This is a genomic window from Trinickia sp. Y13, from assembly GCF_029522115.1.
Lineage (GTDB): Bacteria > Pseudomonadota > Gammaproteobacteria > Burkholderiales > Burkholderiaceae > Trinickia.
This window is the reverse complement of the sequence record NZ_JAKWFK010000006.1, coordinates 16,348-38,749: the sequence shown is the minus strand read 5'-3', so window position 1 is coordinate 38,749 and position 22,402 is coordinate 16,348. Positions and strand designations below refer to the sequence as shown.

The 22,402-nt window shown below is 64.6% G+C and carries 22 protein-coding genes, 1 tRNA gene, 1 pseudogene and 1 riboswitch; of the genes and pseudogenes, 10 read left to right on the top strand and 14 right to left on the bottom strand.

Going from position 1 to position 22,402, the window contains the following annotated elements; translation table 11 throughout:
• Position 1: 1 nt before the first annotated feature.
• The 4 genes and pseudogenes from MMB74_RS12905 to MMB74_RS12890 form a co-directional block, all read right to left on the bottom strand.
• A complete protein-coding gene (locus tag MMB74_RS12905) occupies positions 2–1,711 on the bottom strand; it encodes a lactate permease LctP family transporter (protein WP_277429035.1) in 1,710 nt (569 codons plus the stop codon).
• A 126-nt stretch (positions 1,712–1,837) separates the two neighbouring features.
• Entirely contained in the window at positions 1,838–3,283 is a 1,446-nt protein-coding gene (locus tag MMB74_RS12900; protein ID WP_277429034.1) for a LutB/LldF family L-lactate oxidation iron-sulfur protein, read from the bottom strand.
• Positions 3,280–3,999 carry an LUD domain-containing protein gene (locus MMB74_RS12895; protein ID WP_277429033.1) on the bottom strand — a complete coding sequence of 240 codons (720 nt, stop codon included), beginning with the start codon at positions 3,997–3,999 and terminating at the stop codon, positions 3,280–3,282. Before MMB74_RS12895 ends, MMB74_RS12900 begins: the two co-directional genes overlap by 4 nt.
• 116 nt (positions 4,000–4,115) lie before the next feature.
• Positions 4,116–4,889 (bottom strand): annotated as a pseudogene (locus MMB74_RS12890) ((Fe-S)-binding protein); the annotation flags it as partial.
• A gap of 141 nt (positions 4,890–5,030) precedes the next feature.
• On the opposite strand from MMB74_RS12890, the gene MMB74_RS12885 reads away from it, so the two are divergent.
• The gene (locus MMB74_RS12885) at positions 5,031–5,732 is read left to right on the top strand and encodes a FadR/GntR family transcriptional regulator (RefSeq protein WP_277429031.1); all 702 of its coding nucleotides are present in this window, start codon (positions 5,031–5,033) and stop codon (positions 5,730–5,732) included.
• Positions 5,733–5,906: 174 nt separating this feature from the next.
• Here MMB74_RS12885 and MMB74_RS12880 read toward each other — a convergent pair whose 3' ends face one another.
• Entirely contained in the window at positions 5,907–7,142 is a 1,236-nt protein-coding gene (locus MMB74_RS12880) for a multidrug effflux MFS transporter (protein WP_277429030.1), read from the bottom strand.
• A gap of 174 nt (positions 7,143–7,316) precedes the next feature.
• On the opposite strand from MMB74_RS12880, the gene MMB74_RS12875 reads away from it, so the two are divergent.
• Positions 7,317–8,225 carry a LysR substrate-binding domain-containing protein gene (locus MMB74_RS12875; protein WP_277429029.1) on the top strand — a complete coding sequence of 303 codons (909 nt, stop codon included), beginning with the start codon at positions 7,317–7,319 and terminating at the stop codon, positions 8,223–8,225.
• Positions 8,226–8,472: 247 nt separating this feature from the next.
• Positions 8,473–10,023 (top strand): methyl-accepting chemotaxis protein, encoded by a 1,551-nt coding sequence (locus MMB74_RS12870; protein ID WP_277429028.1) that lies wholly within the window; start codon positions 8,473–8,475, stop codon positions 10,021–10,023.
• A 929-nt stretch (positions 10,024–10,952) separates the two neighbouring features.
• On the opposite strand, the gene MMB74_RS12865 is transcribed toward MMB74_RS12870, so the two are convergent.
• The 8 genes from MMB74_RS12865 to ybgC form a co-directional block, all read right to left on the bottom strand.
• Positions 10,953–11,028 (bottom strand) — tRNA-Lys (locus tag MMB74_RS12865).
• A gap of 72 nt (positions 11,029–11,100) precedes the next feature.
• Complete coding sequence (gene ybgF, locus MMB74_RS12860; protein WP_277429027.1) at positions 11,101–11,850, bottom strand: tol-pal system protein YbgF; 750 nt, start codon at positions 11,848–11,850, stop codon at positions 11,101–11,103.
• Between the two features lie 22 nt (positions 11,851–11,872).
• The gene (pal, locus tag MMB74_RS12855; RefSeq protein ID WP_277429026.1) at positions 11,873–12,376 is read right to left on the bottom strand and encodes a peptidoglycan-associated lipoprotein Pal; all 504 of its coding nucleotides are present in this window, start codon (positions 12,374–12,376) and stop codon (positions 11,873–11,875) included.
• Between the two features lie 19 nt (positions 12,377–12,395).
• Positions 12,396–13,688 carry a Tol-Pal system beta propeller repeat protein TolB gene (gene tolB, locus MMB74_RS12850; protein WP_277429025.1) on the bottom strand — a complete coding sequence of 431 codons (1,293 nt, stop codon included), beginning with the start codon at positions 13,686–13,688 and terminating at the stop codon, positions 12,396–12,398.
• Between the two features lie 107 nt (positions 13,689–13,795).
• Positions 13,796–14,830: a cell envelope integrity protein TolA gene (gene tolA / locus MMB74_RS12845; RefSeq protein WP_277429024.1), complete on the bottom strand. Its 1,035-nt coding sequence runs from the start codon at positions 14,828–14,830 to the stop codon at positions 13,796–13,798.
• Positions 14,827–15,276 (bottom strand): protein TolR, encoded by a 450-nt coding sequence (tolR, locus tag MMB74_RS12840; protein WP_277429023.1) that lies wholly within the window; start codon positions 15,274–15,276, stop codon positions 14,827–14,829. The genes tolA and tolR overlap by 4 nt, the downstream gene beginning before the upstream one ends.
• A gap of 10 nt (positions 15,277–15,286) precedes the next feature.
• On the bottom strand, positions 15,287–15,964 hold the full coding sequence (gene tolQ / locus MMB74_RS12835; protein WP_102608820.1) for a protein TolQ: 678 nt from the start codon (positions 15,962–15,964) through the stop codon (positions 15,287–15,289).
• 154 nt (positions 15,965–16,118) lie between these two features.
• The gene (gene ybgC / locus MMB74_RS12830; protein WP_277429022.1) at positions 16,119–16,589 is read right to left on the bottom strand and encodes a tol-pal system-associated acyl-CoA thioesterase; all 471 of its coding nucleotides are present in this window, start codon (positions 16,587–16,589) and stop codon (positions 16,119–16,121) included.
• 95 nt (positions 16,590–16,684) lie between these two features.
• A riboswitch (ZMP/ZTP riboswitch) is annotated at positions 16,685–16,783 on the top strand.
• Between the two features lie 158 nt (positions 16,784–16,941).
• Here ybgC and glyA point away from each other — a divergent pair.
• From glyA to MMB74_RS12795, 7 genes are all read left to right on the top strand, one after another.
• Positions 16,942–18,189: a serine hydroxymethyltransferase gene (gene glyA, locus MMB74_RS12825; protein WP_277429021.1), complete on the top strand. Its 1,248-nt coding sequence runs from the start codon at positions 16,942–16,944 to the stop codon at positions 18,187–18,189.
• Positions 18,190–18,195: 6 nt separating this feature from the next.
• A complete protein-coding gene (gene nrdR / locus MMB74_RS12820; RefSeq protein WP_277429020.1) occupies positions 18,196–18,675 on the top strand; it encodes a transcriptional regulator NrdR in 480 nt (159 codons plus the stop codon).
• A 163-nt stretch (positions 18,676–18,838) separates the two neighbouring features.
• Positions 18,839–19,426 carry a GspH/FimT family protein gene (locus MMB74_RS12815; protein WP_277429019.1) on the top strand — a complete coding sequence of 196 codons (588 nt, stop codon included), beginning with the start codon at positions 18,839–18,841 and terminating at the stop codon, positions 19,424–19,426.
• Complete coding sequence (locus MMB74_RS12810; protein ID WP_277429018.1) at positions 19,423–19,857, top strand: hypothetical protein; 435 nt, start codon at positions 19,423–19,425, stop codon at positions 19,855–19,857. Before MMB74_RS12815 ends, MMB74_RS12810 begins: the two co-directional genes overlap by 4 nt.
• Positions 19,854–20,687, top strand: a complete 834-nt coding sequence (locus tag MMB74_RS12805) for a PilW family protein (protein WP_277429017.1) — start codon at positions 19,854–19,856, stop codon at positions 20,685–20,687. The genes MMB74_RS12810 and MMB74_RS12805 overlap by 4 nt, the downstream gene beginning before the upstream one ends.
• A gap of 158 nt (positions 20,688–20,845) precedes the next feature.
• Positions 20,846–21,301, top strand: coding sequence for a hypothetical protein (locus MMB74_RS12800; RefSeq protein WP_277429016.1), 456 nt, complete (start codon positions 20,846–20,848; stop codon positions 21,299–21,301).
• The gene (locus tag MMB74_RS12795) at positions 21,298–21,759 is read left to right on the top strand and encodes a prepilin-type N-terminal cleavage/methylation domain-containing protein (protein WP_277429015.1); all 462 of its coding nucleotides are present in this window, start codon (positions 21,298–21,300) and stop codon (positions 21,757–21,759) included. The genes MMB74_RS12800 and MMB74_RS12795 overlap by 4 nt, the downstream gene beginning before the upstream one ends.
• A 163-nt stretch (positions 21,760–21,922) precedes the next feature.
• Here the strand turns inward: MMB74_RS12795 and MMB74_RS12790 are convergent, their stop codons facing one another.
• Entirely contained in the window at positions 21,923–22,396 is a 474-nt protein-coding gene (locus MMB74_RS12790; RefSeq protein WP_277429014.1) for a DUF3318 domain-containing protein, read from the bottom strand.
• Positions 22,397–22,402: the final 6 nt, after the last annotated feature.

The following is a 22,402-nucleotide window of genomic DNA, read 5'->3' as shown; positions in this document are numbered from 1 at the left end:
GTCAGTGGACGAGCATCCCCGTCAGCCAATAGGCCTGAACCACCGTCATCACGCAGACGATGAACGCGAAGAACAGGCTGTGCCGCAGCGTGAAGCGAAACAGCGACGCCTCCTGCCCCGCGAGGCCCGTTGCGGCACACGCCACGGCGATCGATTGCGGCGAGATCATCTTGCCGGTCACGCCGCCCGTCGTGTTGGCCGCGACGAGCAACGTGTCGGACACGCCGATCTGATGTGCGGTCGTATGTTGAAGCGAGCAGAAGAGGGCGTTCGACGAAGTGTCCGAGCCAGTCAAAAACACTCCGAGCCATCCGAGCAGCGGCGAAAAGAACGGAAACGCCGCGCCCGTGCCCGCGAGGAGCAGGGCGAGAGTGGAGGACATGCCCGAGTAGTTCTCGACGAAAGCGAACGCGAGCACGAGGCCGATCGACAACACCGGGCGGCGCAGCTCGCCGATCGTTTCCACGAGCGTGGCGGCGGCTTCGCGCGGTTTGACGCGCAGCAGGGCGGCGGAGATCAGCGCCGTGAGCAGAATGGCCGTGCCGACGGCCGAGACGAGGTCGAGTTTGAAGACGGCATCGTAGGCCTTCGGCGTGGCGACGATCGGTGCGGTTTTGAGCACCAGCCGATCGAGTCCGGGAACGTGCACCGACAAGACCGTACCGGCCAACGCGCCGTGCGTCGCGAACAGCGCTTTGAACGCGGGCAAGCTCCAGATCGTGACGATGATCGTTAGGAGTACGAAAGGCGTCCATGCACGCAGCGTTTGTGCGGTGGTGTACGGCGAGGCTTGGCGGCTGCGGCCCGCGATCGGCGCGGCATTGCCGCCTGAGCCGAAACCGGAGAGCGTCGCGGCGCCCCCGCCCGTGACGCCCATGGCCGCTTGCGATGCCGTGCGCGGCTGCCAGATTTTGAGGAAGGTCGTGAGCGAAACGAGGCTCACGAGCGCCGAGGTGATGTCCGGCAGCTCCGGTCCGATGTGGTTGGACGTGAAGTACTGCGTGATCGCGAAGCTGCCGCCGGCGACGAGCGCCGCGGGCCACGTTTGTCTTACGCCGCGCAAGCCGTCCATGACGAACACGAGCCAGAACGGCACGAAGAGCGAGAGCAGCGGCAACTGCCGCCCCGCCATCGCGCCGATATGAAACGGATCGAGACCCGTCACTTGTCCCGCGACGATGATGGGAATGCCCATGGCGCCGAACGCGACGGGCGCCGTATTGGCCATGAGGCACAGGCCTGCGGCGTAGAGCGGATTGAAGCCGAGGCCAACGAGCAGCGCGGCCGTGATGGCCACCGGCGCGCCGAAGCCCGCGGCGCCCTCGAGAAATGCGCCGAAGGAAAACCCGACCAATAGCATTTGCAAGCGGCGATCGTCGGTGATCGACAGGACCGAGGCGCGAATGATGTCGAATTGCCCGGCTTTGACGACGATCTTATAGAGGAACACGGCCGTCACGATGATCCATGCGATCGGCCATAGACCGTAAGCGAAGCCATAGCCCGCGGCCGCAAATGCTTGCGTGGCCGGCATGTGATAAGCGGCGATCGCCACCGCGAGGGAAAGCGCGAGCGTGATCGCAGCCGCGACGTGCCCCTTAAGCTTCAGGCCCGCCAGCGCGACGAAATAAAACAGGACGGGGATGCCGGCCGCCAGGGCGGATAGCCCCAAGCTGCCGAGCGGCATATACGTTTGACTCCAAGCCTGCATGTCGGTCTCCTCCGAAGATGCGTAAAAAAACGGGAGCGCCGTCGGCGAGCGCACGGTCAAGCCCCTGTTCGACGGTACGCGTCGAGCGTTGAACGGGGATTGCCGGGCGCGTTCGCGTCGGTCGCGTTATTCGGGTTGGCCGCGGCTGCGCAGCAGATCGGCGAGGCTGCGCGGTGCGGGTTTGAGGGGCGTGCGGTGCTGCGTCCATCCCATCTGCCGTCGCGGCGTGAAGGCCGATAGCCGCGTTGCCGCCCAGCGGAACAATCGATAGACGCGCGGATGCGCGAACGCGCCGCGCCAGAAGCGCCAGACGATTTGCTCGCGTTGGCTGTAGTTCGCGCCTTGCCCGCGCAGCGGATGCGATACGGCTTCGGTCGGCGCGCGATTGGCTTCCGTGCGCAGCCGAATCAGCAATTGCGGAATCGGAATGCGCACGGGGCAGACTTCGCCGCAGGCGCCGCACAGCGACGATGCGGTGGGCAAATCCGCCGTGGCATCCAACCCGAGCAAATGCGGCGAGATGATCTTGCCGATGGGGCCCGGATAGGTCGTGCCGTAAGCGTGGCCGCCGATGCGCGTATAGACCGGGCAGTGGTTCATGCACGCGCCGCAGCGGATGCATTGCAACGTCGCGCGCAATTGCTCGTCGGCATAGGCTTGGGTGCGGCCGTTGTCGAGCAGCACCACGTGCATTTCCCTCGGGCCGTCGCGTTCGCCTTCGCGCCGCGGGCCCGTGATCAGATTGAAGTAGGTGGTGATGGCCTGGCCCGTGGCCGAGCGCGTGAGCAGACTCGAGAGCGGCACGATGTGCTCGAGCTTGGCCACGACTTTCTCGATGCCCATGACCGCGATATGCACGTCGGGCACGGTGGTCGACAGCCGCCCATTGCCTTCATTCTCGACGAGCCAGAGCGTTCCCGTATCGGCCGCCGCGAAGTTCACGCCCGATAGGCCGATGTCGGCATCGACGAAGGCATGACGCAGCGCGCGCCGGCCCGTCTGCAGCAAGGCATCGACGTCCTCGGTGTAGGCCGCATCGGCGATCTTCGCCTCGAACAGGTGAGCGATATCGGCCTTGGTTTTGTGAATCGCGGGCATGACGATGTGCGATGGCTTCTCGTCGGCCAACTGAACGATGAATTCGCCCAGGTCGGATTCGGTGCAGGTCACGCCGTGTTCGGCAAGGTAATCGTTGAGTTCGATCTCCTCGCTCGCCATCGATTTGCCTTTGATGACGCGTTTGGCGCGATGAGCCCGTGCGATGTCGAGGATGATCGCGTTCGCCTCGGCCGGCGTCTCGGCCCAATGCACGCGCACGCCGCGAGCGACGAGCGCGGTCTCGAGCGTCTGCAACAATTCGGGCAGGCGTGCGAGCGCGTGTTGGCGAATGGCCTCGCCCAGATCGCGCAGCGCCTCGAGCTCGTTGGCATCGGGAAACTGAACGGCGCGTTTCGCTTGCAAGAAATCCATCGCGCCGCGAAAGCTGGCGCGCAACTGAGGGTCGTCGAGCGCTGCGCGCGCGCGTGCCTTGAAATCGCCGGGCGGCACGAAATGAAGCGCTTGAGTGCTCATCGATCGTCTCCTTGCGTGTGGTCCGTGCCCTCGTCGTCGGTGACGATGACGACCCATAGCGTACGGGGGCCGTGTGCGCCGTAAGCGAGCGTTTGTTGGATGTCCGAGGTTTTCGACGGGCCGGAGACGAGCACGAGATTCGTCGGCATGCCCTCGCGCCAGCGTTCCGTATGCGCGGCTTCATGCAGGTCGCGGTGCAGCGTGTCGGCGTAGACGAGGGCGATGTGCAGCGGCGGGGCGAGAGACATCGTGCGAGGCGAGCCGTGGTCCGGGCAAAGGACGAGGGTCCCCGTTGCGGCGATGCCCGAGCGCGCGACCGTGAAGCCGGCTTCGACCGTATCGAAGAGTTCGGCCTTCCACTGTTCGAGTGGCTGCGCGAACGGGAGCGGTTCGACGGTCGCGGGCAACGCGGCGGCGAGCGCCGCGCCCTCGGGCCGTTCCGTATCCAGCAGCAAGCGCCGCACGCCGGCTTGCGCGATGCGCTCTGCCAGCTGCGCCTGCCAGGTCGCCGCGCTCGCGCGCCATACTTCGGCGTGCGCGGCCGTGAGGGCGGCTTCGAAGGCATCGATGCGCGCTGCGCCGGTAGCCTCGCGCAACGCGCCCCATTGGCCGTAGTGCGCGTCGATGCGGCCATCCAACTGCGTTTCCCCAACGCTCGGCTGTGTCGGCTGGGTCGAGCGAAGGCGCCCGAGAATGCGCTCGCGGGCGCCGATCATGATTGACGCTCCAGCTTGCGCGGGGCCTCACCGGACGGCGTCGCCGTCGGAGCATGCTCAGCGCGGGAACCGGCGGTCCGACGCTCGGCGGCGGGGCTGCGTACGGCCCGAGCGTCGCCTCCGGTGCGCCGCCATAGAAAACTCGCCAAATGCTCGACGGCGAGCGGCGCGCCTTCGTGTTCGGCCGCGTGGCCGATGTTGAGCAGGCAGCCGCAGTCTGCCGACACGAGCCGGTCGCATCCTGTCGCGCAGGCCGAGGCCACCTTGTCGCGCACCATGGCGCCCGAAATATCCGGATGCTTGAGCGAGAACGTGCCGCCGAAGCCGCAGCATTCCGATTCGCGTTCGTGCTCGACGCGCGTCACGCCCGGCAACGTATCGACGAGCGCCACACCATGGGCACGCGTGCCCATTTCACGGCGCGCCGCGCACGACGTATGCAGAACGACGCGTTCGTCGCCAAGCGGTGTGGGCATGGCTTCGTCGCCATAGTCGACTTCGAGCACATGAACGAGAAATTCGGTGAGTTCGAAAACGCGCTCGGCCAATTGCCGGGCTTTCGCCTCTTCGGCCGGATGCTCGGCGAACAAGGGCGCCCAATGATGGCGCATCATGCCCGCGCACGAGCCCGAGGGCACGATGATTGGCCAGGGCTCGCTGAACATGTCCAATTGCGCCCGTGCGACGGCGCGCGCTTGATCGGGATTGCCGCTGCTGTACGCGGGTTGGCCGCAGCAGCTTTGCGCCCGCGGAAAATGAACCACGAGCCCTTCACGCTCTAGCAGGCGCACTGCATCGAGCCCGGCTTGCGGCACGAACAGATCGACTAAACAGGTGGCGAAAAGGTAGACGTCGGTGGGCCGGCGCGTGGGGTAATGCCGTTGCTGCATGTCTGTCTCCTGGGCCATTCGAAGTGCGGCGGACGCGGCGATGGCGATCTGGGCGCATAATTGCCGCAACCGCTGGCGCGTGCAAATTGGTTGGACCAATCGGCGGCGGCGCTGTGGCAGTTCGATGATGCGAGGACGAAGATGGGAGAGATCGGAGCCGCGCGTGCTTCACGCGTGGAAGCGACGATGCGCAAGCTCGAAACGGCTTTGCTCGACGGCACTTGGCCGGCGGGGACGCGCCTGCCGGCCGAGCGCGCGCTTGCCGAACGATTTGACGTTTCCCGCAATACCATTCGCGAAGCGATCCAACGGCTGGCGGCGAGGGACCTGCTGCAAAGCCGGCGCGGGGCGGGGGTTTACGTGACGGACCGCTTACGCAGGAGCGTGGCTTCGCCCTGGGGCGAACTCGTGAGCGACCATCCGGCCCTGCGCGAGGACATCCTCGAATTTCGCCGCGTGCTCGAAGGTGCGACGGCTTACTTTGCCGCGATGCGGGCCACGAAAGAAGAGATCAGAACGATCACCGCGCTGATGCGCACGCTCGAGCAGACGCGGCGCGCCGACGACAAAGCGGCCGAGGCGCAGGCCGACGCCAAGCTGCACGAAGCGATTGCGAAGGCATCGCACAACGCGATGTTTTTGCATCTTCATGCGGGCGTCCTCGGGGTGCTGCGCGAGCACATCACGGCCAACGGCACGGGGCTGCGCGAGCAGGAAGAGAGCGCATCGGAGATGTTGCTGCAGCAACATCGCATGGTTTGCGAGGCGATTTGCGGCCGCCAGCCGGAAGAAGCGCGCACGGCGATGCAAACGCATATCGACTTCGTGCGTAGCAAGAGGTGACGGGAGATACCAACGCGGCGCGTGCCGTTTACGAGGAGATTGGTCCAACCACGCGCAGGTCTCGGGCAAGGCCACCGTCGATTCGTTGGATGAAACATGCCCAGCCAACGAGGCCGGGCATCTTGAAGCATTCTTGAAGCATTGAAGCGAAGGAACGCAAGCCAAGCGCTACGCTTACACGGTTTGCTTAGGTGCACGCGCGACCGATGCGGCGCTGCGCGGCAGCTTGGACCAACGCAGGAGCAGGGGGAACGCCACGCAGCCGATCGCAGCAACGGCGGTGACGAACCCGGCGAGCGCCGACACGGTACCCGGCATCTCGGCGATCAGATAGATCGCGAGCGAACCGGCCATTAGGTGCATTGCGCCCATGAGACCCGAGGCGGCGCCGGCGTTGTCGGGAAAGCTCGTGACCCCGCCTGCGAACGACAAAGGCACGATGAATCCGTTGGCGAGCGTCACGACCGATATTGCGAGAATCATCGGCAGCGGCGTCATGCCGCCGAACCGGCCGGCTGCGAGCAAGCACGCCGCACCGACGGCGAGGATAGCGAAGCCCAAGCCGAGCAAGCGATCGATGCCGTGCGTCTTTGCAAAATGACGCGAAGTCAGATTCCCCAAAATATAGGTGGCCGACAGCGTCAGGTAACAGTAGCTGATGGCCTTCGTCGACAAGCCCATGCTGACGAGGATGACGGGCGAGGCCGCGAGGTAGCCGAGATAGGCCGCATAGCCCACGCACAAATTGAGCGCATACGACCAAAAGCGCGGCTGGCCGAGCAACATTGGATAGCTGCGGAAGGTGCGCATGACATCGTTGTGGCGATTGGACTTGGGCACCGTCTCGGGAATATAGACGGCCAACAGCACGATGGCGAGCAAGCCCAGTGCGGCCGTGAACAAGAACGGCGCGCGCCACGAAACGTAGGTCGTGATATAGCCGCCGACGAGCGGGGAGAGCGCGGGCGAAGCGCCGACGATCGGCATGATGGTCGTGAACGTGCGCGCGGCCGTCTTCGCGTCGAAGATGTCGCTGACGATCGCGCGCCCGATGACCATGCCGGCGCCTGCGCCGAATGCCTGGACGATGCGGGCCAGGCCGAACGCCGTCACGTTCGGGGCGAGCGAGCAAGCCACCGAGGCGACCGTATAGAGGACCATCCCGCCGATCACCAGGCGGCGCCGGCCATAGGCGTCGGACAGCGGGCCGTACACCGCTTGTGCAAGCGCGAGCCCGACGACGTAGACGCTGAACGTGCGCTGTAGCGCCGAGATGGGTGTGCCGAACGCTTGCGCGGCGAGCGGCATGCCGGGGAGGTTGATGTCGGAGGCGAGCAGCCCGCTCGCGCTGAGCAACACCAGCGTGACAAGCAAGACCCCATGCGGAATGGCAAAGCGTGGTTGGTTCATGTCGATGAAATTTCCTTTTGCTGCGGCCCACGGCGCGGTCGGCGGGGCCTACGCGCCCTCGTTAATGGCCATGCCGGGGACCGGAAGCGATGATGTCAGCCGGAAGCTTAGCGGCCGGATATAATGCCGTCCAAGACTTAATTGATCAGAGATGTTGCTGAAAAGGACATAATTATGGAGCTGCAGCAACTGCGGTACTTCGTGGCGGTGGCGGAAACCGAGCACGTCGCGCAGGCGGCGGAGCGGCTGCACATCTCGCAGTCGCCGCTTTCGCGCCAGATTCGGCAGCTCGAAGATCATCTGGGCTTGCAGTTGTTCGAGCGGATCAAACAGCGCGTGCGCCTGACGCCTGCCGGGCGCGATTTTCTCGGAGAGGCGCGCGAGCTATTGAGCCAGGCCGAACGTATCGAAGAGCGGGCGCGGCAGGTTGGCAAGGGCGAAGCGTGTTCGCTCTCGATCGGTTATTGCGAAGGCGTCATCCACAACGGCCGTTTGCCTGCGGCGTTGCGCCGGTTTCGATCGACGCATCCGCGGGTCAAGCTGAAGTTGTCGGCGATGCGCTCGGGCGAGCAGATCGATGCGCTCGAGCGCTCGGCGATCGACGTCGCGTTGCTCTACAACCTGCCCAAGCCCAACGAATCGCTGGAGAGCCGCTTGTTGACGAGCGAGCCGTTCGTCCTGGCGCTTGCGGATGACCACCCGCTTGCCGCGCGCGAGACGCTCACGCCGAGCGATCTCGATGGCATGGCTTGGATTGCGCTGCCCAAGTCGCTCAATCCCGCGGCGCGCGAGCGATTTTTAGCGGCGTGCGCCGGGTGCGGTTTCGCGCCGGATATCCAATTCGAAGTCGCACACGTATCGACGACGCTCGGGCTCGTGAGCGCGGGTCTCGGCCTGGCGATCATGCAGTCGAGCATGCGGCGCATGAGGCCGCCCGGCGTGGTCTTCAAGCCGATGGACTGGTTGCCGCTGCTGGTGGAGATCCACGTGCTGTGGCGCGCACGCGCGCAGACGGCGGGCGTGCGGCATTTCCTGCGGGCGTTGGAGGAAACCGAAGCGCATGCCGTGACGGCCGAGGCCTGAATCGGCGTGCCGCATTTGCGGCGGCTCGGTTGGTACCGGTTGTTCCAAAGGCGATGGCTAGGCTCGCGCTTCCCAACGCGGTGGCCACGATGCCGGGCTGCGTTCTCCGGGAAAACGTGATCGCTTCGTCGGTTCAGAAAGCCGAAAAAGTGCCGTTGATCCTGAGTACGGCGCCATGCTTTCGTCTTTCGACCTCGATGGCGGCCCAAGAAACAACCGAAGAAGTTCCACTAGCGGAGGACCCACCATGCTGCCTCGTTTTTGCGATCTTCGTATCGGCACTCGGCTGGCCGCTGCATTCTTTTTCGCTGCGCTGTTGACCACCGTGCTCGGCCTCATCGCGTATGCGCGTCTGTCGGCGATCGGCGCGCAATGGCAAGAATACGAATCCGTGACAGTGGCGAAGTTGCGGCTGCTGCAGCATGGGAAGGACATGTTCGGCGACGCGATCCATAGCTATAAGGACTATGTGCTTCGGGGCGGCGCGTACCGGGCAAAGTTTCTGTCCGATTTGGACGAGGTCGACAAAGCGGCCAGGACCTCGCTGCAGCTGGGGGTTTTCGGGCCATCGGAGGCGGGCGATGTCGATACGTTGATTGCCGCTACGGCGGGCTATCGGGATTCGCTCGTCAAACTCGACCCGCTCGTTCAATCGGGGGCGTCGATCGAAGAGCGGGATCACGGGGTTGCCGGTGCGGATAAACCGATCGGCAAGGCGATCGACGTCTTGATCGACCTTGCGATGACGCGCACCCATGAGCAGGGCGCGGTGATTACGCGGTTGGCGCTGTTCGCGCAACGCACGATCGTCGTCGTGACGGTGGCTGCATTGGCGTGTGCGTTGCTGCTGGCGTATTTCATCACTCGAAGCATTGCCGTGCCGATCGGCATGGCGGTGTCTGCCGCTGAAGCCGTTGCCCGCGGCGACCTCACGCAAGCGATCGCATCCGACCGAGCAGACGAAACGGGGCGGCTCTTACGGGCGTTGAAAGACATGAACGAAAGTCTTTTGCGCGTGGTCGGGCAGGTGCGTCGAGGCGCCGACAATCTCGCGACGGCCACGAGCCAGATTGCCGCGGGAAATCAGGACCTGTCGTCGCGCACGGAGGAACAGGCGAGTTCTCTTCAGGAAGCGGCCACCAGCATGGAAGAACTCACGTCGGCGGTCTTGCAGAATGCCGGCAATGCGCAACAGGGGACCTCGCTGGCCTCTAGTGCGACCGAAGTGGCGCAGCGGGGTAGTGCTGTTGTTGATAGAGTCGTCGCCACGATGGGCGAGATTAGCAACCGCTCGAAAGAGATCGGCGAGATAACGGGCATCATCGAGGGGATCGCGTTTCAAACGAACATCCTCGCGCTCAATGCGGCGGTGGAAGCCGCGCGGGCTGGCGATCAGGGGCGCGGCTTTGCCGTCGTGGCGGGCGAAGTGCGCAATTTGGCGCAGCGATCGGCCAGCGCCGCCAAGGAAATCAAAGAACTGATCGCCGCGTCCGTCGCCAAGGTTCAGGATGGCGCGCAACTCGCATCGGATGCCGGTACGACGATGAGCGAAGTGACGCGGGCCGTCGCTAGGGTAAGCGACATCATGAGCGAGATCGCGGCGGCTTCGGCGGAGCAAAGCCGCGGCATCGAGCAGGTGAATCTGGCGGTCGCGCAAATGGATCAGGCGACACAACAGAATGCGGCGCTCGTCGAGCAGGCCGCGGCCGCATCGGTATCGCTACATGAGCAGGGTACCCAACTCACCGACATGGTCGCGTTTTTTCGGTTGGAGGCGAAGACGCCGTTGCTTCAATAGCGGCGACGGCGGATTTGCTTCGGCGAACGGCGTCTCGACATGCGCGCCGTCCGCGACGCGACTTGCCAAAGGTTATCTGTCGCCCCGCGCTCCACGAATGCGCGAGCGATCTCTCTCGATGGTTATCAGCTGCAAAGTGCAGTCCTGTGCGATACGCACGCACCAGAGCCGCGCAGACAGCCGGTTCTTCCCGAATGAAGCTGACGGTCAATAAGACGAACCGTATGAGTCGCTTCGGGTGCCGAGGTCCGGCAGCAATCTAAGAAACAACAAAGAACCTGAGAGATAGATGGAAAACTTGCTACCGTACTACGAACGGGAACTAGCGTATTTGCGTCGCTATTCCGAGGACTTCGCACAGCGCTATCCGAAGCCTGATACGCAAAATACTTCGAAGCCTTGCGTGCGCGCGTACGTGCCTCGCACAAATGAGCGGCAAGCCAGTCATCCCGACACGGATGGCCGAACGGGACGTAGAAGATGAGGTTAGCTATTGCCTCGCGGACAAAGGCGCGGAACAGGCTGCGCTCGGCTTCATTGCCGACATCGAGAAATCGTACGGACGGCTTGCGAAGGACCCACACATCGGCTCGCCGCGGTATACCTACGAGCTGGACATACCAGGCCTGAGGTCTTAGTCGCTTGAGCGCTATCCGCATCTGATTTTCTACATAGAGCGCGAGACTCGCGTCGAGGCGCGGCGCGTGTTGAACGGAATGCGCGATATTCCGATGCGGCTTACGAGCGATGACAGCGAACTGGGTTGCGGCGCACGACCGTAAGCAAGCCGCCGTCGCAAGCGCGTTCGGTAGATGGTCAAGGCGCTGTTGGAGTGTTTGGAAGCGTGTTCCCGCTAGTGTTCGCGGAGCAAGTGTAGATCTGCGGAGCAAGAAAAAGGGCCTAGCATCTCTGCTAAGCCCTTGACTTCTTGGTAGGCCGTACTGGATTCGAACCAGTGACCAACGGATTAAAAGTCCGCTGCTCTACCAGCTGAGCTAACGACCCGAAGAGGCGAGATTGTAGCGTGGGAGGCAGGCATCGTCAACACCATGCCGCCCGCGCCACTCCCTATGCTGCTTACTTAATCTGCGCGAGCTTTTGCTGCGCGCTTTGCACCACGTCCGACCCCGCGTACTGCGAAACGATCTGCTGCAACGTCTTGCGAGCCGCCGCCTTCTGGCCTTGCTCCAATTGGTTGTTCGCGATCGCGAGCAGCGCTTCGGGGGCGCGCGGATGCTGCGGGTAGTTCTTCACGATGCCCTGCCAAACCGCCGTCGATCCCTTGTAGTCACGCAGGGCATACAGCGCGTTGCCGAGCCAGTACTGCGCCGTCGGCTGGTAAGGGCTTTGCGGGTACTTCGCGACGAAATCGCGAAATGCCGCCGCGGCGCCTTTGTAGTCGCCGCTGCGAAACTGTTGCGACGCCGCGTTGAACGCCTCCGTTTCACCGGGCTGCACCGTGCCTTGGACGCCGTCCACCGTCTGTTGCTGCGGCTCGAACTTCTTGAGCCGCGTATCCAGATCGGTGTAGTAGTCCTTCTGTTGCTTCTGCAGCGTGGTGACCTGGTTCGCCAGATCCTCGTTTTGCCCGCGCACCGTCGCGATCTGCTGGTTCAGCTGATCGATGCGCCCCTGCTGATCGAGCAGTGTGCGCTGCGCGGCGGCCAGTTGGCTCGTGAGGTTGTCGGTCTTCGTGCGCAAGTCGAGAATGGCTTGGCGCGCCTGGTCGTCGTCGAACAGGCCCGCGTGCGCCGGCCCGGCGACAAGCGCCGAGGCGGCCACGCATACGGCTGCGGTGCCTCGCAGCCAGTAGAAACGGTGCGTCATACGCGTTGTCACCCGTTACGAATTACTGATAGACGATGTCCGCACGGCGGTTTTGCGCCCACGAAGCTTCGTCATGACCCGTCGCCAGCGGCTTTTCCTTGCCCAGGCTCACGGCTTCCATTTGCGAATCCTGCACGCCCAACGTTTCGAGGCCTTGCTTGACCGCTTCCGCACGCTTTTGGCCCAGGGCGAGGTTGTACTCGCTCGTGCCGCGCTCGTCGGTATTGCCTTGGATCAGAACGTGGCGTTGCGGATGGCTCTTCAGGTAGTTCGCGTGCGCTTGCAGCAGCGATTGATACTCCGGCTTGACCGAGTAGCTGTCGAAGTCGAAATACACGCTGCGCTTGGCCAGCGGGCTGTTCGGATTGTTCAGTTCGTCAACGGTCACCGGCGCGACTGCGTTCGGGTTCGGCTGCGTGCCGACCGCACCCTGCGTGGGGTTCTCGTTGAGCTTCGTGCCCGAATGGCAGGCCGCCAACGCGCCGACCAGCATCACCGCAAACACGATACGAAGTTTGGACATCATTTTTTACTCTCCTTGTGTGTCATTGCATAAAAGGACCCCAAGACGGCTCGCGCACGCTGCCGCCCTGAACGGACAGAATTTGCCGAGTCCGACCGTCGGTCGAGACCGCAGCCAACACGCCACGGCCGTTCACCTGAGTGGCGTAAAGAATGTACTGACCGTTCGCCGCGAAACTCGGCGATTCGTCGTGTGTCGTGTCCGTCAAAGCCGTCGCGACGCCAGTTTGGAGGTCCTGGACATAAAGCTTGAACGCTCCGCCGACGCGCGAGATATAGGCGAGTTCCTTGCCGTCCGGGCTCACGCGCGGACTCGTGTTGTAGCTGCCGGTGAAGGTCACGCGCTGCGCCGCGCCTGCGCTTTCGCCCGCCGCCGGCATCTTGTAGATCTGCGGCTGGCCGCCTCGATCGCTCGTGAAATAGATCCACTGGCCGTCAGGAGAGTAGAACGGCTCCGTATCGATCGACGTGCTCTGCGACAGGCGGCGCAGGCCGCCGCCGTTGGCGTTGACGGCCCAAATCTGCGTATTGCCCGTGCGCGAGAGGGCAACCGCGACCGTGCGGCCATCGGGCGACCAGGCGGGCGCGCTATTGTTGCCCTTCTGATCGGAGATGACGACGCGGCGGCCCGTGGGCAAGTCGTGGATGTAGACGATCGGTTTGCGTTTCTCGAACGAGACGTAGGCCACCTTCGTGCCGTCGGGCGACCAGGCCGGCGAGATGATCGGCTCCGGGCTGGACAGGGCGACATGCGCGTCTTGGCCGTCCGAATCGGAAATTTGCAGTTGATACCGGCTGCCGACCTTGATCACGTACGACAGACGCGTCGCGAACACGCCGCGGGTGCCGAGCAGTTTTTGATAGATGTAGTCGGAGATCTTGTGAGCCGTGAGGCGCAAGCTGTCTTTAGGCGTCGTAAAGGACAAGCCGCCCAGGCTTTGGCCCTTCACCGTGTCGTAAAGGCGGAATCGCACGTCGTACTGGCCGTTGGCGGCGCGCGTCACGCTGCCGGCCACGAACGCGTTGGCGCCTTTCGCCTTCCATGCGCCCAGATCGACGGAGTCGTTTTCCGATACAGGGGTGGAGCCCGCGTCGATGTTCGTGAACTTGCCGCTGCGCTGCAAATCTTGGCGAACGATCTCGCTGATCGATTGCTGAGCGCTCGTTTCTCCCGCGAAATTGGCCGTTGCAATCGGGTACTGCGTGGAGCCAACGCCCGTTACGAGCACGTTCAGTTGCGCATGCGAGGCGCCGGCCGACGCGATCAGGCACGACGCCAGCAATGTTCTCAAGCCCAGTTTCGTCATCAAACTCATGCTGAAAATCCCATAAAGCGAAAAAATGGCACGACAGCAAAGAGACTACGGGATGCAGGAATCGTTCCTGACGATGCACACTGCGTCGCGTCTCGCATGTTTCCCCATCAGCTCGAGCCGGCCGGCCGCAGTGTGATCAAGAACGAAGCCGGCGCTTTCCCGTTGATGTCGAGAGGCATCGGATTCGATGCGTTTACCGCGTTTGCCGCCGCGGCATCCCACTGAGGATTGCCGCTGCTCTTTTTGATCGAAACAGACAGCAATTGGCCGTCGGGCGCGCAATGCACCGAGACGACGGTTTCCAGCCCTTCGGTCGCGCCGGCCCAAATGATATTGGGCTTGACGCGCCTGCGGACCTTGTCGGCGTAGCCCGGCGAGGCCGCCGTTCCGCCCGAGCCGCTGCCCGTGCCGCTTTTCGCGAGCCCGTTGCCGCCTTGGCTTTGGGCGGCCATGCCTTGCAGTTGCGAAAGCCGCGCGCGCCGCTCTTGCTCGAGCTGCTGCTTCTGCTTGGCTTGCTGCTGCGCCAGCGCTTTCGCCTTGGCGGCCTTTTCCTCGGCGGCTTTTTCGGCTTCCGCCTTCTTTTCCGCTTCGGCCTTTTGTTGGGCCTCGAGCTGCTGTTGCTTCAGCTGCGCTTGCTTCTGCTGTTCGGCCTGTTGCTGCTCGCGCTGCTTCTGAGCTTGCGCCTGCTGCTGCTTGAGCTTGTCCGCGGCGGCCTTTTGCGCGGCGAGACGCGCTGCTTGCTCGCGCGCTTGCGCTTCCTGGCGCTTGGCCTGCTCTTGCTGATCTTGCAGCGCCTTCTGACGCTGTTGTTCTGCGAGCTGCGCCGCGCGCTGCGCAGCTTCCTGCTCCTTGCGTTTCTTCTCCTGCAGCGCGATGTCCGCTTGCTCTTGATCGACGGGCGGCGCGGGTTGCACTCGCACGGGCGGAGCAGGGGGAGCTGGCGGCTGCCTAGGGGCGGGCGTGGGCGGAATTTCCGTCCAGATCTCGGCTTCCGCGCCGGCCGGCGTGCTGTTCTGCCATTGGATGCCGTGATAGAGGAACAGGCCCAGCAACACGTGCATCACGAGCGCAAGCGCGAACGCGCGCCAGGTGCCGCGCTCGCGAGGCGGTTGCAGGGGGTAGACGGACTGCTTGGGGTTCATTGCGATTTGACGAGCAAGCCCACGCGCTTGACGCCGCGCGCCTTCAAGTCGGACATCACGTTCATGACCGCTTCGTACTGCACGGTCTTATCGGCGGCGATCACGACAGGTTGGTCCGGGTGCGAGGCTTCGCGTTCGGTGACGAAGGCCGCTAGATCGGCGCGCGTCATCTGTTGCTCTTGCGAGCCGCCTGCGTCGTCTTTGTAGCGAACGGTCATCTTGCCGTCGCCGCGCACGTTGACGACGACGGGCGGTGTCTGCTGCTGGGGCGCGGCGCCGCCGACCGTGGGCAGGTTCACGATCGAAGGCGCGACGAGCGGCGCCGTCACCATGAAGATGACGAGCAGCACCAGCATGACGTCGATATACGGCACGACGTTGATGTCGGCCATCGCCCGGCGGGATCGGCCGCCGCGCATGCTGGAACGATTGGTGGAGCCGGCCATCGCGTACTCCTTAATGCGCCTGGCGCTGCAAGATGTTCGAGAATTCTTCGATGAACGTTTCGAAGCGGATCGCGAGGCGATCGATGTCGTGCGCGTAACGGTTATAGGCGACGACAGCCGGGATCGCCGCGAACAGGCCGATGGCCGTGGCCGTCAGCGCTTCCGCGATACCAGGCGCGACATTGGCTAGGGTGGCCTGCTGCACGTTGGCGAGGCCCCGGAACGCGTTCATGATGCCCCAAACCGTGCCGAACAAACCGATGTACGGGCTCACGGAGCCGACCGAGGCCAGAAAAGCGAGGTTCGCTTCGAGCACATCCATTTCGCGTTGGAACGCGGCGCGCATCGCACGGCGCGCGCCGTCGAGGATCGCGCCCGGATCGTTGATCCGCCTTTCCTTTCCCTTCAAGAACTCGCGCATGCCCGACTCGAAGATTCGCTCGAGCCCGCCGATCGTGTGGCGATTGTTCGCCGCGCTTTGGTATAGCGCCTGCAAGTCGCCGCCCGACCAGAAGTCGCGTTCGAATTGTTCAGTTTGCGCCCGGGCGCGCCGGATGGCAAACCACTTGCGAAAGATGAACGTCCACGACATCAGCGACAGCAAGAGCAAGAGCCCCATCACCGCTTGCGCGAGCACGCTCGCATTGAGGACTAGAGAAACGATCGATAAGTCTTGTGCGTTGTTCATAAAGGATAGGCTTATGCGTCGGAACGGGCAGGGCTCGCTGCAAGGCGCGAATAGGGTTTTAGTCGGGCAATCGAAAGCGCCGCCGCTTCAATGCCGCACCCCGCTTGGTATCGACCGGCACGATACAAGTTCATGGACGTAGACTCAACGGAAATTAAGCTCCTGCCGTTGACATGCCCGCCGCAAATGCGAGCGGGTCGCTTCGTAGCGCCTCCGATACCGAATGCGGCAAGGCGGCGGGCTTGAGTGTGACATGATCGACGCAGCCGACGCGCACCTTGCCCACGGCCAAGACGACGCCGCCGCGACGCGCTTCCTGGACGAACTCGACGCTCGCTTTGCCTAGCCGCTCGATGCGGCTCGCGATCGTCAGCATGTCGTCCAGGCGCGCCGGCGAGCGATATTGCACAGCCGTCTCGCTGACGACGAAGACGATGCCGCACTGCTCGGCCAGCTTGCGTTGATCGATGCCGCACGCACGAAGCCACTCGGTGCGGGCGCGCTCGAAAAACTTCAGATAATTGGCGAAAAAGACAATGCCGCCCGCGTCGGTATCTTCGTAGTAGACGCGCAGCGGCCAGTCGAAGGTAAATTGCACGCCGCCACGGCTGGTAGGCTGGTTCATGGCCGGGCATTTTACCGGATCGCGCGCGCCGGTCTCGAAATTGCGTAAAACTTCCCCAATTGCCTATTGGTGGCGCTTCCAATACACTATCGCGCTCATCCCTGCGTGACTGGCGATAAGACCCTCGGGGTCAAGGTGGAGCAACCCACCGTGAAGCGCAGGGTGCCGTTTTGCCGTTCGCCTGGGCAGCCGAATATTGCGCGCCGTCGTTTGCGCCGCCAGCGGTTGCCTTGCCCGCGTAACGGAACCTTCCGCCACGCCAGGGCTGGCTTACCGCCAGCAGCGCGAGCGTACGACCGGTACGTGTCCCGCGCGCGATTCGGCCAACCTGTACACCCTTAACGGAACGCGTATGTTTGACAGAGCCCAAAGCACGATCGCCAACGTCGATCCCGAGATCTGGAACGCCATCCAGCAGGAAAACCACCGTCAAGAAGAGCACATCGAGCTCATCGCGTCGGAAAACTACACGAGCCCGGCGGTGATGGCCGCGCAAGGCTCGCAGCTCACCAACAAGTACGCCGAGGGCTATCCCGGCAAGCGCTACTACGGCGGCTGCGAGTATGTCGACGTGGTGGAGCAGCTCGCGATCGACCGCGTGAAGGCGCTGTTCGGCGCGCAAGCGGCCAATGTGCAGCCGAACTCGGGTTCGCAGGCGAACCAGGGCGTGTTTTTCGCGATGCTCAAGCCCGGCGACACGATCATGGGCATGAGCCTGGCCGAAGGCGGTCACCTGACGCACGGCTCGCCCGTGAACATGTCGGGCAAGTGGTTCAACGTTGTCAGCTACGGGTTGAACGAAGCGGAAGACATCGATTACGACGCGGCCGAGAAGCTGGCGCAGGAGCATAAGCCGAAGTTGATCGTCGGGGGCGCATCGGCATTCGCGCTGCGCATCGACTTCGAGCGTCTGGCGAAGATCGCCAAGTCGGTGGGCGCGTACCTGATGGTCGATATGGCGCACTACGCGGGCCTCATCGCGGCAGGCGTGTATCCGAACCCGGTGCCGCACGCCGATTTCGTCACGACGACCACGCACAAGAGCCTGCGCGGCCCGCGCGGCGGCGTGATCCTGATGAAGGCCGAGTACGAGAAGCAGATCAACTCGGCGATCTTCCCGGGCATTCAAGGCGGCCCGCTCATGCACGTGATCGCAGGCAAGGCCGTCGCGTTCAAGGAAGCGCTGTCGCCCGAGTTCAAGGTGTACCAACAGCAAGTCGTGGAAAACGCGCGCGTATTGGCGGAAACGCTCGTCAAGCGCGGCCTGCGCATCGTTTCGGGACGCACGGAAAGCCATGTGATGCTCGTGGATCTGCGGGCGAAGAAGATCACCGGCAAGGCGGCCGAGGCGGTGCTCGGTGCGGCGCACATCACCGTCAACAAGAACGCGATTCCGAACGACCCGGAAAAGCCGTTCGTGACGAGCGGGATTCGTTTGGGCTCGCCCGCCATGACCACGCGCGGCTTCGGCACGAAGGAGGCCGAGCAGGTGGGCAACCTGATCGCCGACGTGCTCGACAATCCGGAAGACGCCGCTACGATCGAACGCGTGCGCGCTCAGGTGGCCGAGTTGACGAAGCGGTTCCCGGTCTATCGTTGACCGGCCATGCGCTGCCCCTTCTGCCGGCACGAAGATACGCAAGTGGTCGACTCTCGCGTATCGGAGGATGGCGCCTCGATTCGGCGGCGCCGTCGCTGCCCAGCCTGCGATAAGCGTTTCACGACGTACGAGCGGGTTGAGCTGACGCTGCCGGCGGTCGTCAAGAAGGACGGCAGCCGCAGTGAGTTCGACCGCCGCAAGATTGCCGCGAGCATGCAGCTCGCGTTGCGCAAGCGCCCGGTTTCCGCCGAGGCGATCGACGCGGCGGTGGCGCGCATCGAGTATCAACTGCTCGGCAGCGGCGAGCGCGAAGTGCGCAGCGAGCGGCTCGGCGAACTCGTCATGAACGAACTGCTGCAGTTGGACAAGATCGCCTACGTGCGTTTCGCTTCGGTCTACCGGCGCTTCGAAGACGTGTCCGATTTCGAGGACGTGATCGAGGAGTTTCGCCGGCCGAAACCCGAAAAGCCCGCCCGCAAGCGCTAATCCTCCTCTTCCCTTCATCCCGCTTTTCCCCCGCTTTCGCAATCGATACGACGCGCCATTGTCGGCTGGCGTCGCATCTGCGCGCCATTCGGCCGAACGGCATATGGTTGCGCACGCCTTCACGCGCTAGATTGGCCTCGTGCCGATGACGTGAGGGGGGCAGATGCGGGACGTATTCGAATGCAGGCGTTTTACGCGGCGGGGGCGGTCGCGGCGCGGCGGTTTTTCGCTGGTCGAGTTGCTGGTCGTCACCGTGCTCGTGGCGTCGAGCGCCTTGATCGCGACGCCGGTCTTCTCCGCTTGGCACGCGCGAGACCGGATCGACGCCGCGGCTAGGGCCTTGCTTGCCGGTCTGACGCTCGCGCGCGGCGAGGCCATCGCGCGCGGCACGCGTGTCGTCGTCTGTCCCACCGATGCACAAGCCCAGTGTTTGCCGAAGGGGCATCGCTGCGCTGGCGGGGCGCATGCTTGGTCCTGTGGCTGGATGGTGGTGGTCGATCCCGAGCGTGCCGCCCAAGTGCTGCGTGTCTATCGGCGCCCCTCCGGCGTCTCGATCCTGGCCGCTGCGGGCGCTGTGGAATTCACTCCGCCGGTCGGGCAAGTGATCGGCGGCTTTCGGAAATTCGAGTTCGCGGCCACGGGCCGTACGGTGGTGGGACAGACAGGCGCCTGGAACCGTTGCATCCGTATCGCAGCGGGCGGGAGAGTGCGGCTGGAGCGCGGCGGCTGCAGTGGACGGGCGCGAGCATGAGTGGCCGCTTTTCGCGTGCGCGTTGGAGCGCCGGTGCATCCTTGCTCGAAGTGCTCATCGCGCTATCGCTCGTAGCGAGCGCGATCTTGGGCGCGGCCGCTGCGCAACTCGCGGCGCTGCGCGGCGCCGGTTCGGCGGCGCATCGCGAGCAAGCCGCGTGGGTTGCGGCATCGGTTGGGGAGGCGATGGTCGCCGCGCAGGGGCTTTCGTTCCGCGTGGCTCATATGCGCGAGCGCGCCGGCGCAGTTTTGCCGGGTGCTCGAGTAGCGATCGTAGACGAAGCCGGTGGCCTCGGTGCGGCCGTAGTGCATTGGCCGCGCGAGCCGGACCTGCCCGAAGGGGGCCGAGAGTCTCGGCAAGGCGCGTGTTCGCATCTGGATAACGGTACCGCCTCGCGCTGCATCGCACTGCCGGTTGCGAGCCGCCCATGATGGCGGCCGGCATTGCGCCTCGTCGCTTGCGGCGACTGCAGGCGGGACACACGCTGCTCGAATGGATCATCGCAGCGGCGCTGGGGCTCGTCGTGCTCGCCGGGGCGTTGGCGCTGTATCGATCGCAGCGCGACACGTTCATGCGGTCGGCCGATGCCGCATGGATGCGCGAGGCGGGCGCGGCGGCGCTGACGATCGTCGGCCAGCACATTCAGTTGGCGGGTTATGCGCCCGTGGATCAGCCGGCGCTGCGTTTGGATGTGACGCCGGGCGTCTTCGGTTGCCAAGCCATGCGGCCCGTTTCGGGCGGACGAGCCGATGTCTTCGGCTGTGTGGCTCATGCTTCCGACCCGCCGGACTCGGACGGGATCGTCGTACGCTACGCCGACGATGCGATAGCGACCTGGGCCAGCGCGTCGGGCGAGCCGACCGATTGCCTCGGGCAAGGCGTCGAACGCCAGGGCGAATACGCCGTGATCGTCAACCGGTTTTATGTCGCGCGGCCGCCCGGGCGGGAGGAGCCCGAGCTCTACTGCTTCGGCAACGGGCACGCAAGGACGCCGCAGCCGCTCGTCGAGGGCATCGAGCGCTTGTCGCTGCGCTATTGGCTGCCCGGGGCGGCCGAGCCGATCGGCGCCCGCTCGATCGCCCCCGCTCAGTGGGCCGACGTCGTCGCGGTCGATTTATGCGTCGTCGTCCGAGGGCGACGAGCCGCGGCAGGCACGTCGTTCGTCGATTGCGACGGCCGGCGTGCTCAGAGCAAGGACGGGCGGAACAGGCTATCGCTGTTGCGCCATCTCGTCGTGCGCAATCATGAGGCGGCGCTATGACCGTTGCACGAGGCCGTCTCTGCGAGCGGTGCGAACAATGCGCCACCGTCCATTGTGCTAGGTGTGCCACGGCGACCGCGCGCGCGCGAAAGCAGGGGCGCACATGGCGTGAGCGTGCGCCGGCTGCTCATCGTGGCGTTGCGCTGCCGAGCGCGCTCATGCTCGCCGCTATGATGCTGACTACGACGGCGGCTTGGCTGGAAGTGTCGTTCGCGCAAACCCGCCACGCAGCGGATGTCCATGCGCACTTGCGCGCGAGCCACGCGGCGCAGAGTGCGTTGACCTTATGCGACCAAGCGTTGCGCGCCGGGGGCGCGCCCGTCCTATCGGCGCCGCACGGGTTGCCTCCGCATTGGACGACAGCCGGAGCGTTCGATCATCCCGCCGCGTACGAGCCTGTTCCTTCTTGGCCTGGATCGGCGCGGCCGCCGCAATGCCTGATCGAAGAGGCGCGCTTCGAAGGAAATCCGGATGCCCGCGGGTATTGGATCACCGCCCGCGGCTTCGGTGCGAATGAGGCGGCGCGCGCGGTGTTGCAACTCGTGATCCGGCAGGAAGGCGGGCGCGAGCGACGCGCGTGGAGGCGCGTCCTTGCCGATGGGGCCGGACGATGATGCGACCGTACACCCTGCGAGCGCGGCGCTTTGGCTTTTCGATGCTGGAACTCGTCGTTGCGTTGGCTATGCTGGCGGTGATGGTTGGCTACGGCATGCCGGCATACGTCGCTCATGCGGCTCGCGGTCATCGCATCGAAGCGGTAGTCGCGCTGCATCGGGCCGCCCAGTATGTCGCTGTCCGGATGACCGAGGTCGACATTGATTCCCAGCCCGCGTTGCCGGCCGGCCTCGATCGGGTGCCGGAACATGGCCGCATCGCCTACCGCATCGAGTGGGTGCCGGCCGCAGATGGCCGCGCTGGCTATGAAATCTGGGCGATACCGGTCGAGGGCGGCCCGATGCACGGCGACGCGTGCGGGACCTTTGTGCTCGATCGGTTCGGTATGCGCTCGAATCGCGTTGCACGAGGAGGGGGCGTTGATGCGCAGGCGTGCTGGGCCGGTCGTGCGGCCTAGATAGCCGCCGCAGCCGCTACAAAGCCGCCACACTGCGCGCCGCGCTGGGCGTGCTGGGCGTGCTGGGCGTGCCGCATCGGCACGGCCCGCACGCCAGACAGCCACCGCTTCTCGAGCGGCCTTGCTTTTCGCTCAGCCCACGCACCCGCCTGCAGGATGCTCGCTACGACGCGTCGCTCGCGCCGTCCGCCGCTTCCTGCTCCTGCGGTTTGCGCGACGATAAGTGGCTCCACAGGCGCAGCCCGGCCCACCCGGCTGCGCCGAGTGCCCCCCACTTGAGCAATGGCTTGGCGCCGGCCGCCACGGTGGCGCGCAGCGGTTTGGTCAAGACCAGCGACGCGAGCGAGCTGACGAGCGGGTGACTGAGCACCCAGTCGCTCAACGTCGCATTCACGCCGCGGCCTGTGGTCTTGGGGCGTGCTCGGCCAAGTCCGAAGCCGGGCACGAGCAGCCCGAGCCAACTGAGATTGGCGAACTTGCGGTGCAACTCCAAGCGCGCCTGCACGAATTCGGAGCGTTCCACCTCGGCGCGCAGCAGCAACAGCTCTTTGCGGACCGCGCGCATCTGCAGGGTGCTCGAATCGTGCACCGGCGAACTGCGCCGGTGCGTCGAGCTAGGCGATTGGGTTTGGCTCATGGGGCA

Excerpts from the sequence above, each read along its gene's own strand:
- MMB74_RS12905 (WP_277429035.1), bottom strand. The coding sequence starts at position 1,711 with ATGCAGGCTTGGAGTCAAACGTATATGCCGCTCGGCAGCTTGGGGCTA.
- MMB74_RS12900 (WP_277429034.1), bottom strand. The coding sequence starts at position 3,283 with ATGAGCACTCAAGCGCTTCATTTCGTGCCGCCCGGCGATTTCAAGGCA.
- MMB74_RS12895 (WP_277429033.1), bottom strand. The coding sequence starts at position 3,999 with ATGATCGGCGCCCGCGAGCGCATTCTCGGGCGCCTTCGCTCGACCCAG.
- MMB74_RS12885 (WP_277429031.1), top strand. The coding sequence starts at position 5,031 with ATGGGAGAGATCGGAGCCGCGCGTGCTTCACGCGTGGAAGCGACGATG.
- MMB74_RS12880 (WP_277429030.1), bottom strand. The coding sequence starts at position 7,142 with ATGAACCAACCACGCTTTGCCATTCCGCATGGGGTCTTGCTTGTCACG.
- MMB74_RS12875 (WP_277429029.1), top strand. The coding sequence starts at position 7,317 with ATGGAGCTGCAGCAACTGCGGTACTTCGTGGCGGTGGCGGAAACCGAG.
- MMB74_RS12870 (WP_277429028.1), top strand. The coding sequence starts at position 8,473 with ATGCTGCCTCGTTTTTGCGATCTTCGTATCGGCACTCGGCTGGCCGCT.
- ybgF (WP_277429027.1), bottom strand. The coding sequence starts at position 11,850 with ATGACGCACCGTTTCTACTGGCTGCGAGGCACCGCAGCCGTATGCGTG.
- pal (WP_277429026.1), bottom strand. The coding sequence starts at position 12,376 with ATGATGTCCAAACTTCGTATCGTGTTTGCGGTGATGCTGGTCGGCGCG.
- tolB (WP_277429025.1), bottom strand. The coding sequence starts at position 13,688 with ATGAGTTTGATGACGAAACTGGGCTTGAGAACATTGCTGGCGTCGTGC.
- tolA (WP_277429024.1), bottom strand. The coding sequence starts at position 14,830 with ATGAACCCCAAGCAGTCCGTCTACCCCCTGCAACCGCCTCGCGAGCGC.
- tolR (WP_277429023.1), bottom strand. The coding sequence starts at position 15,276 with ATGGCCGGCTCCACCAATCGTTCCAGCATGCGCGGCGGCCGATCCCGC.
- tolQ (WP_102608820.1), bottom strand. The coding sequence starts at position 15,964 with ATGAACAACGCACAAGACTTATCGATCGTTTCTCTAGTCCTCAATGCG.
- ybgC (WP_277429022.1), bottom strand. The coding sequence starts at position 16,589 with ATGAACCAGCCTACCAGCCGTGGCGGCGTGCAATTTACCTTCGACTGG.
- glyA (WP_277429021.1), top strand. The coding sequence starts at position 16,942 with ATGTTTGACAGAGCCCAAAGCACGATCGCCAACGTCGATCCCGAGATC.
- nrdR (WP_277429020.1), top strand. The coding sequence starts at position 18,196 with ATGCGCTGCCCCTTCTGCCGGCACGAAGATACGCAAGTGGTCGACTCT.
- MMB74_RS12815 (WP_277429019.1), top strand. The coding sequence starts at position 18,839 with ATGCGGGACGTATTCGAATGCAGGCGTTTTACGCGGCGGGGGCGGTCG.
- MMB74_RS12810 (WP_277429018.1), top strand. The coding sequence starts at position 19,423 with ATGAGTGGCCGCTTTTCGCGTGCGCGTTGGAGCGCCGGTGCATCCTTG.
- MMB74_RS12805 (WP_277429017.1), top strand. The coding sequence starts at position 19,854 with ATGATGGCGGCCGGCATTGCGCCTCGTCGCTTGCGGCGACTGCAGGCG.
- MMB74_RS12800 (WP_277429016.1), top strand. The coding sequence starts at position 20,846 with ATGCTCGCCGCTATGATGCTGACTACGACGGCGGCTTGGCTGGAAGTG.
- MMB74_RS12795 (WP_277429015.1), top strand. The coding sequence starts at position 21,298 with ATGATGCGACCGTACACCCTGCGAGCGCGGCGCTTTGGCTTTTCGATG.
- MMB74_RS12790 (WP_277429014.1), bottom strand. The coding sequence starts at position 22,396 with ATGAGCCAAACCCAATCGCCTAGCTCGACGCACCGGCGCAGTTCGCCG.